This window comes from Limosilactobacillus fastidiosus (assembly GCF_014145505.1).
Lineage (GTDB): Bacteria > Bacillota > Bacilli > Lactobacillales > Lactobacillaceae > Limosilactobacillus > Limosilactobacillus fastidiosus.
The window spans coordinates 1-6,979 of the sequence record NZ_JACIUZ010000029.1 but is presented as its reverse complement, the minus strand read 5'-3'; the positions used below and the strand labels follow the sequence as shown (position 1 = coordinate 6,979).

Sequence of the window (6,979 nt, the reverse complement as noted above, 5' to 3'; positions counted from 1 at the left end):
AAGGCTTGTGCTTGACTCCAGGAGCCATAACGACTAGCTACGTATTGGTCAGCTACTCGTTCTTGGTTAGCTGCAGAGTAGTCACCATTTAAGTATGAAGCAGAGAGTTGGTACTTACCAATGTATTGACCATTCGTAGCACCGTAGTTTCCACCTGATTCACGGGCTGCGATCCAAGCCTTAGCGGCTGCATCATTACCAGCTACACTTGAAGTGTAGTTACCGTTATAACTTGCTGCATTGCTTGCTGAAGTAGTTGCGGTTGCAGTTTGGGTTTGGGCAGCTGTGTTGTTAGTAGTAGCTGCTGAAGCCGCTTGTTGTGATTGTACTGGTGCTTGGCTTTGAGTAGTTGCACCAGTTGAAGCTGCTGAACTTGTTTGACTTGCTTGGTTAGCGGTATTAGCTGCTGGCAATGTTTCAACTTGTTGTTGAGTAGCAGGAGCAACTTCACCGTCATCCTTAATTACTAATTTTTGACCAACGTAAATTAAGTTCTTGTTAGCAATGTTGTTGTTTGAGGCCAAAGTGTCAACAAAAGTTAAATCATGGCCAAACTTATATGAAATTCCTGATAAGGTGTCACCGCTTTGCACCGTGTAAATTGAGTCGGCGTTAGCGGTGGTAGTGGTTGCGATAGTTCCTAAGGCAACAACCCCGGCAACAGCAGCTGTAACTTTAGCGATGTTCTTCGATAACTTATTCATATAAATGAAATACCTTCCTTTTCTTAATTATTATTTCAAAATTTTAATTATTATTGTTAAGTTGTTGATTACCTCATCAACAGTTTCTAATATACACGCTCGAAATTACATAGGAGTTACTACAGATTATCAATTTCACCAATTTTCGTAATTTATTGTAATAAAAGCTTCCTATCTATCAAATATCAATCGCTCCAAATCCTAATATACCGCTATTTAATCTCCATTTTCACTTCCTTAACCTATAAAATAATTTTTGTAATAAAAGAGTATTAAAAAGGCTCAAAATAGGAGAAATTTATCCCTATCTGAGCCTTTTAATATTATTTTGCTAGATTTTTGTAACCATTCTGTAACTAACAGTGTTCCTTTAACCACGACTGTATGAGTATATGTCCCACAAAAAAGCATGAGCCCTTGGGAAATTCACTGAATTCTTTGGCTTATCATCAATAAACAAAGTTTTATTACTAGCTATTACCGGTTTTTGATGAGGATCAAGTGCCTGCATTGCAACATAAATATCCTTTTTAGTCTTAGTATGAGCAAAATCTTTCCACGTTTCAGGAACAATCCATTCTTCAGCATCCTTCATATGCTTTTGGTAATTTAATTTAGCATATGGATTCGATTAGCTGAACAACTGACATTAACATCTCATCAAATCAATTAAACAGCAATTAGTTTCTGGGGTAACTGATGAGTTGTCTCGGTCATTTCCCCGTAGATGAGCCGTGGTTACTAACTTAGGTAGCCTCCTGCTTTCAAATCTCGCTGGATATTGAATACATGACTATCTTTATTTGCGATTTGCGTTCTCGTGAATCACCCGCGAATTTCGGTCAAATAATTGTTTAAGACTGCGGATCGGTTACTTCCGCAAAGCTTCGTTCATTCTGACAACGGTAATCAATATATTTTTGAGCTAGTACGTTTTGATCCGCTTTTTCAAACTATCAATAAATAATTGTACAATTTGCCTCGTTGAAATTGATTGTGGATTAATAAAAGAACAAAGAGACTTCTACACTGGTTCCTTTGTCTCGTCATCAACGTTTTAATTCTCTTAACACTAAGTCATTCATATAAGCATAAAACAGCGTTTCTGAATTACCACACTTACCTTAACATCAGTAAGATTTTGTAGACCTTCATTAACTTTATTTTCATTGCGTCCGTCCTCTTTTTTCAATATTAATGATTATTATCATACTATTGAAAAATTAAAGTGAAATCTTGATTGCTCTATCCCAATATGCAAATACAATTCTAAATCATCCACTACTATTTATTAGTGGTTTTTAGTTAAAGATAATAAAAATTAAACACTTCTCCTATTACCCTTTAAACAATTTAATCAATAATAATTAGTAATTTTCCTTTTACATATACTATCAATGGATAAATCAGTAATACTAAACACATGAAAAATAATTCATATTTAATTTATTTATAAAAACGTTTTTGTAATATTTTAGGTTAAATCGTTTTATAACTATCATTTTAAATATTAATATATTTATAAGGAGGTGTCATTATGAAATATACTAAAATAATTGTTGGAATCATTATGATTATTCTTGCAATTGTTATCTTCTTACAAGCACTCTTTACCGCCGCCACAAATCCTGATGCGTCTGCACGAATATTTAGCATGACTGCTGAAATCGGGATTGCAGTATTATATCTGGCATCTGGAATTCTTTACCTTTGCACATTCCGTCTTGATAATATGGTTGGCGACAGCATTTGCTTAGGAATGATGATTCTTAGTTGGATTGTCGCCATGCTTATGTTTAAGATTTATCTTTTCCTTCAACTTTGGGGCTGGCTCGCACTAATCATCGGAATTGGCTTCTTTGTTTGGCATTTGATTGAAAACCGGGATTAAATTTTTCATAGTAAATCTATTAAAACTACTGCAAAAAAATGACTCCAAAGTCCATATTATTCGAACTTTGGAGCTTTTTTACTTTAAAATAACTTTTCTTATCTTATATTTCGACTTTATTACAGATATTTACTAGTATTAATTCAAATAAAAGCAGGAGAAAGTTTAATACAAACTCTCTCCTGCTAAATTGTTTACCAACCAATACTATTACTCAGCTAAAATATGCCTCCGGTGGGGGTCGAACCCACACTCCCTCAACGGGAACTGGATTTTGAGTCCAGCGCGTCTGCCAATTCCGCCACAGAGGCAAAATATTTAAGTATTAGTTAGTAACTAAAAGGTGGTAATCGGATTTGAACCGATGATAAAGGTTTTGCAGACCTCTGCCTTACCACTTGGCTATACCACCAAATAGTTAACGTTAAAAGGAAAATCCCTTTAACAAAGGGCGGTATGTGGGATTTGAACCCACGCGTGCCGGACCCACAAACCGGTGTGTTAACCAAACTTCACCAATACCGCCAAAAAATTCACAAAAGCAGGGATAGTAGGAATCGAACCCACAACGACGGTTTTGGAGACCGTAGTTATACCGTTTAACTATATCCCTATAAAATGGGGGAGAGTGGATTCGAACCACCGAACCCGAAGGAACGGTTTTACAGACCGTCGCGTTTAACCAGACTTCGCTACTCCCCCATAAAGTGGCGCGGGACGGAATCGAACCGCCGACACACGGAGCTTCAATCCGTTGCTCTACCAACTGAGCTACCGAGCCATTACGATTATATGGGTTTTATTAAATTACCAAACACAACTTCCGTTGTGAATGGAGGATACAGGGCTCGAACCTGTGACCTCCTGCTTGTAAGGCAGATGCTCTCCCAACTGAGCTAATCCTCCATAAAAGTGACCCGTGCGGGATTTGAACCCACGATACCAGCGTGAAAGGCTGGTGTCTTAACCACTTGACTAACGGGTCATAATAACGGAGAGTAAGGGATTCGAACCCTTGATACAGGCTTTAACCCGTATACAGCATTTCCAATGCTGCTCCTTCGGCCAACTCGGACAACTCTCCAAAATCCGAGCCCTGGCAACAAACCAGGTGCCAAAGCTCAATCACTTGCGTGGCAACGTCCTATCCTCGCAGGGAGCGATCCCCCAACTACTTTTGGCGTGTTGAAGCTTAACTTCTGTGTTCGGCATGGGAACAGGTGTATCCTTCAAGCCATCATCACCACACTTACCCTTTTGGGCAAGAGCTTGCGCTCTCAAAACTAAACAATATCATTTTCTACCAAACCGAACTCCCGCTTAACTTGGTTAAGTCCTCGACCGATTAGTAATGGTCCGCTCCATGCCTCACGGCACTTCCACTTCCATCCTATCTACCACATCATCTTTGTGGGGTCTTACTTCCCGAAGGAATGGGAAATCTCATCTCGAGGCGAGTTTCACACTTAGATGCTTTCAGCGTTTATCTCGTCCATACATAGCTACCCAGCGGTGCTCCTGGCGGAACAACTGGTACACCAGCGGTATGTCCATCCCGGTCCTCTCGTACTAAGGACAGGTCCTCTCAAATTTCCTACGCCCGCGACGGATAGGGACCGAACTGTCTCACGACGTTCTGAACCCAGCTCGCGTACCGCTTTAATGGGCGAACAGCCCAACCCTTGGGACCGACTACAGCCCCAGGATGCGATGAGCCGACATCGAGGTGCCAAACCTCCCCGTCGATGTGGACTCTTGGGGGAGATAAGCCTGTTATCCCCAGGGTAGCTTTTATCCGTTGAGCGATGGCCCTTCCATACGGAACCACCGGATCACTAAGCCCGACTTTCGTCCCTGCTCGACCTGTCTGTCTCGCAGTCAAGCTCGCTTGTGCCTTTACACTCTGCGAATGATTTCCAACCATTCTGAGCGAACCTTTGGGCGCCTCCGTTACCTTTTAGGAGGCGACCGCCCCAGTCAAACTGCCCACCTGACACTGTCTCCCAGCACGTTTAGTGCTGCGGGTTAGAGTGGTCATAATGCAAGGGTAGTATCCCACCAACGCCTCCGTCGAAACTAGCGTTCCGACTTCTATGGCTCCTACCTATCCTGTACAAGCAGTACAAACACTCAATATCAAGCTACAGTAAAGCTCCATGGGGTCTTTCCGTCCTGTCGCGGGTACCCTGCATCTTCACAGGGATTTCAATTTCACCGAGTCTCTCGTTGAGACAGTGCCCAGATCGTTACGCCTTTCGTGCGGGTCGGAACTTACCCGACAAGGAATTTCGCTACCTTAGGACCGTTATAGTTACGGCCGCCGTTTACTGGGGCTTCAATTCAGAGCTTCGCCGAAGCTAACCCTTCCTTTTAACCTTCCAGCACCGGGCAGGCGTCAGCCCCTATACTTCATCTTACGATTTTGCAGAAACCTGTGTTTTTGATAAACAGTCGCCTGGGCCTATTCACTGCGGCTGGTCTTGCGACCAGCACCCCTTCTCCCGAAGTTACGGGGTCATTTTGCCGAGTTCCTTAACGAGAGTTCACTCGCTCACCTTAGGATTCTCTCCTCGACTACCTGTGTCGGTTTGCGGTACGGGCAGTTAACTTGCTCCTTAGAAGCTTTTCTCGGCAGTGTGACATCGGCAACTTCGCTACTATAATTTCGCTCCCCATCACAGCTTGTCAACCCGAATGTAAGCATTTAACTCACATCCTGACTTACTGCTTGGCCCCACTCTTCCAATCGTGAGGTTTGCTTAGCCTCCTGCGTCCCTCCATCGTCAAACGCAGTTAACTGGTACAGGAATCTCAACCTGTTATCCATCGCCTACGCCTCTCGGCCTCGGCTTAGGTCCCGACTTACCCTGGGAGGACGAGCCTTCCCCAGGAAACCTTAGTCATTCGGTGAACAGGATTCTCACCTGTCTTTCGCTACTCATACCGGCATTCTCACTTCTAAGCGCTCCACCAGTCCTCACGGTCTAGCTTCACCGCCCTTAGAACGCTCTCCTATCACGTGCACGTAGTGCACATCCACAGTTTCGGTAATATGCTTAGCCCCGGTACATTTTCGGCGCAGAATCACTCGACTAGTGAGCTATTACGCACTCTTTAAATGGTGGCTGCTTCTGAGCCAACATCCTAGTTGTCTATGCAACTCCACATCCTTTTCCACTTAGCATATATTTAGGGACCTTAACTGGTGATCTGGGCTGTTCCCCTTTACACGGTGGATCTTATCACTCATCGTGTGACTCCTGGGCATAAATCGATGGCATTCGGAGTTTATCTGAAGTTGGTAACCCATGACGGGCCCCTTGTCCAAACAGTAGCTCTACCTCCACGATTCTTTATCCCAAGGCTCCCCCTAAAGAGATTTCGGAGAGAACCAGCTATCTCCAAGTTCGTTTGGAATTTCACCGCTACCCACACCTCATCCCAGCCATTTTCAACTGACACGGGTTCGGTCCTCCAGTGCGCTTTACCGCACCTTCAACCTGGACATGGGTAGGTCACCTGGTTTCGGGTCTACAACTACATACTTCATACGCCCATTTCAGACTCGCTTTCGCTGCGGCTCCAGTTTTTCCACCTTAACCTTGCATGCAATCGTAACTCGCCGGTTCATTCTGCAAGAGGCACGCCGTCACCCATTAATGGGCTCCGACAGCTTGTAGGCACATGGTTTCAGGAACTATTTCACTCCCCTTCCGGGGTGCTTTTCACCTTTCCCTCACGGTACTGGTTCACTATCGGTCACTAGGGAGTATTTAGCCTTGCGAGATGGTCCTCGCAGCTTCCGACGGGGTTTCACGTGTCCCGCCGTACTCAGGATCCTGAACTGAGGGAGTGACGTTTCGTCTACTGGGCTCTCACCATCTCTGGCACAGTTTCCCAACTGTTTCGACTACGTCGCTCTTTGGTAACTCAAATGTTCAGTCCTACAACCCCAACGAGCAAGCTCGTTGGTTTGGGCTCTTCCCCGTTCGCTCGCCGCTACTGAGGGAATCGAATTTTTCTTTCTCTTCCTGCAGCTACTGAGATGTTTCAGTTCACTGCGTCTACCGCTTGCTAGCTATAGATTCACTAGTCAAGCAACCAACGACTAAGTTGGTTGGGTTTCCCCATTCGGAAATCTCCGGATCAAAGCGTACTTACCGCTCCCCGAAGCATATCGGTGTTAGTCCCGTCCTTCATCGGCTCCTAGTACCAAGGCATTCACCATGCGCCCTTCATAACTTAACCTTGATAATCACTTTGTGATTATCGGATTAATTGAGTTAGCGATTATTTCTTAAAACTCAAAATAACGCGGTGTTCTCGGTTTGTTTTGTTAATTAATAAAGAAAATTGATATTATTTAGTTTTCAAAGTGCAAGCT

3 protein-coding genes, 9 tRNA genes and 2 rRNA genes are annotated in these 6,979 nt (G+C 43.7%); 1 reads left to right on the top strand and 13 read right to left on the bottom strand.

Features of this window, described 5'->3' with window-relative positions:
* Both apf and H5R64_RS04010 read right to left on the bottom strand, forming a co-directional pair.
* Nucleotides 1–704, bottom strand: a 704-nt coding sequence (apf, locus tag H5R64_RS04015) for an aggregation-promoting factor (RefSeq protein ID WP_182582888.1), incomplete at its 3' end; no start/stop codon positions are given.
* Between the two features lie 370 nt (nucleotides 705–1,074).
* Nucleotides 1,075–1,299 carry a hypothetical protein gene (locus H5R64_RS04010; RefSeq protein WP_182581714.1) on the bottom strand — a complete coding sequence of 75 codons (225 nt, stop codon included), beginning with the start codon at nucleotides 1,297–1,299 and terminating at the stop codon, nucleotides 1,075–1,077.
* A gap of 942 nt (nucleotides 1,300–2,241) precedes the next feature.
* Here H5R64_RS04010 and H5R64_RS04005 point away from each other — a divergent pair.
* Nucleotides 2,242–2,595 carry a hypothetical protein gene (locus H5R64_RS04005; protein WP_182581715.1) on the top strand — a complete coding sequence of 118 codons (354 nt, stop codon included), beginning with the start codon at nucleotides 2,242–2,244 and terminating at the stop codon, nucleotides 2,593–2,595.
* A gap of 226 nt (nucleotides 2,596–2,821) precedes the next feature.
* On the opposite strand, the gene H5R64_RS04000 is transcribed toward H5R64_RS04005, so the two are convergent.
* From H5R64_RS04000 to H5R64_RS03950, 11 genes are all read right to left on the bottom strand, one after another.
* Nucleotides 2,822–2,906, bottom strand: a tRNA-Leu gene (locus H5R64_RS04000).
* A gap of 30 nt (nucleotides 2,907–2,936) precedes the next feature.
* Nucleotides 2,937–3,007, bottom strand: a tRNA-Cys gene (locus H5R64_RS03995).
* Nucleotides 3,008–3,045: 38 nt separating this feature from the next.
* A tRNA-His gene (locus tag H5R64_RS03990) sits at nucleotides 3,046–3,120 on the bottom strand.
* Nucleotides 3,121–3,137: 17 nt separating this feature from the next.
* Nucleotides 3,138–3,208: transfer RNA gene (locus H5R64_RS03985), tRNA-Trp, on the bottom strand.
* A 6-nt stretch (nucleotides 3,209–3,214) separates the two neighbouring features.
* Nucleotides 3,215–3,297: transfer RNA gene (locus tag H5R64_RS03980), tRNA-Tyr, on the bottom strand.
* 6 nt (nucleotides 3,298–3,303) lie between these two features.
* Nucleotides 3,304–3,376, bottom strand: a tRNA-Phe gene (locus tag H5R64_RS03975).
* 52 nt (nucleotides 3,377–3,428) lie between these two features.
* Nucleotides 3,429–3,501: transfer RNA gene (locus H5R64_RS03970), tRNA-Val, on the bottom strand.
* Nucleotides 3,502–3,508: 7 nt separating this feature from the next.
* A tRNA-Glu gene (locus H5R64_RS03965) sits at nucleotides 3,509–3,580 on the bottom strand.
* 7 nt (nucleotides 3,581–3,587) lie between these two features.
* Nucleotides 3,588–3,679, bottom strand: a tRNA-Ser gene (locus H5R64_RS03960).
* 47 nt (nucleotides 3,680–3,726) lie between these two features.
* Nucleotides 3,727–3,843 (bottom strand): 5S ribosomal RNA (gene rrf, locus H5R64_RS03955).
* A 77-nt stretch (nucleotides 3,844–3,920) separates the two neighbouring features.
* A 23S ribosomal RNA gene (locus H5R64_RS03950) occupies nucleotides 3,921–6,843 on the bottom strand.
* Nucleotides 6,844–6,979: the final 136 nt, after the last annotated feature.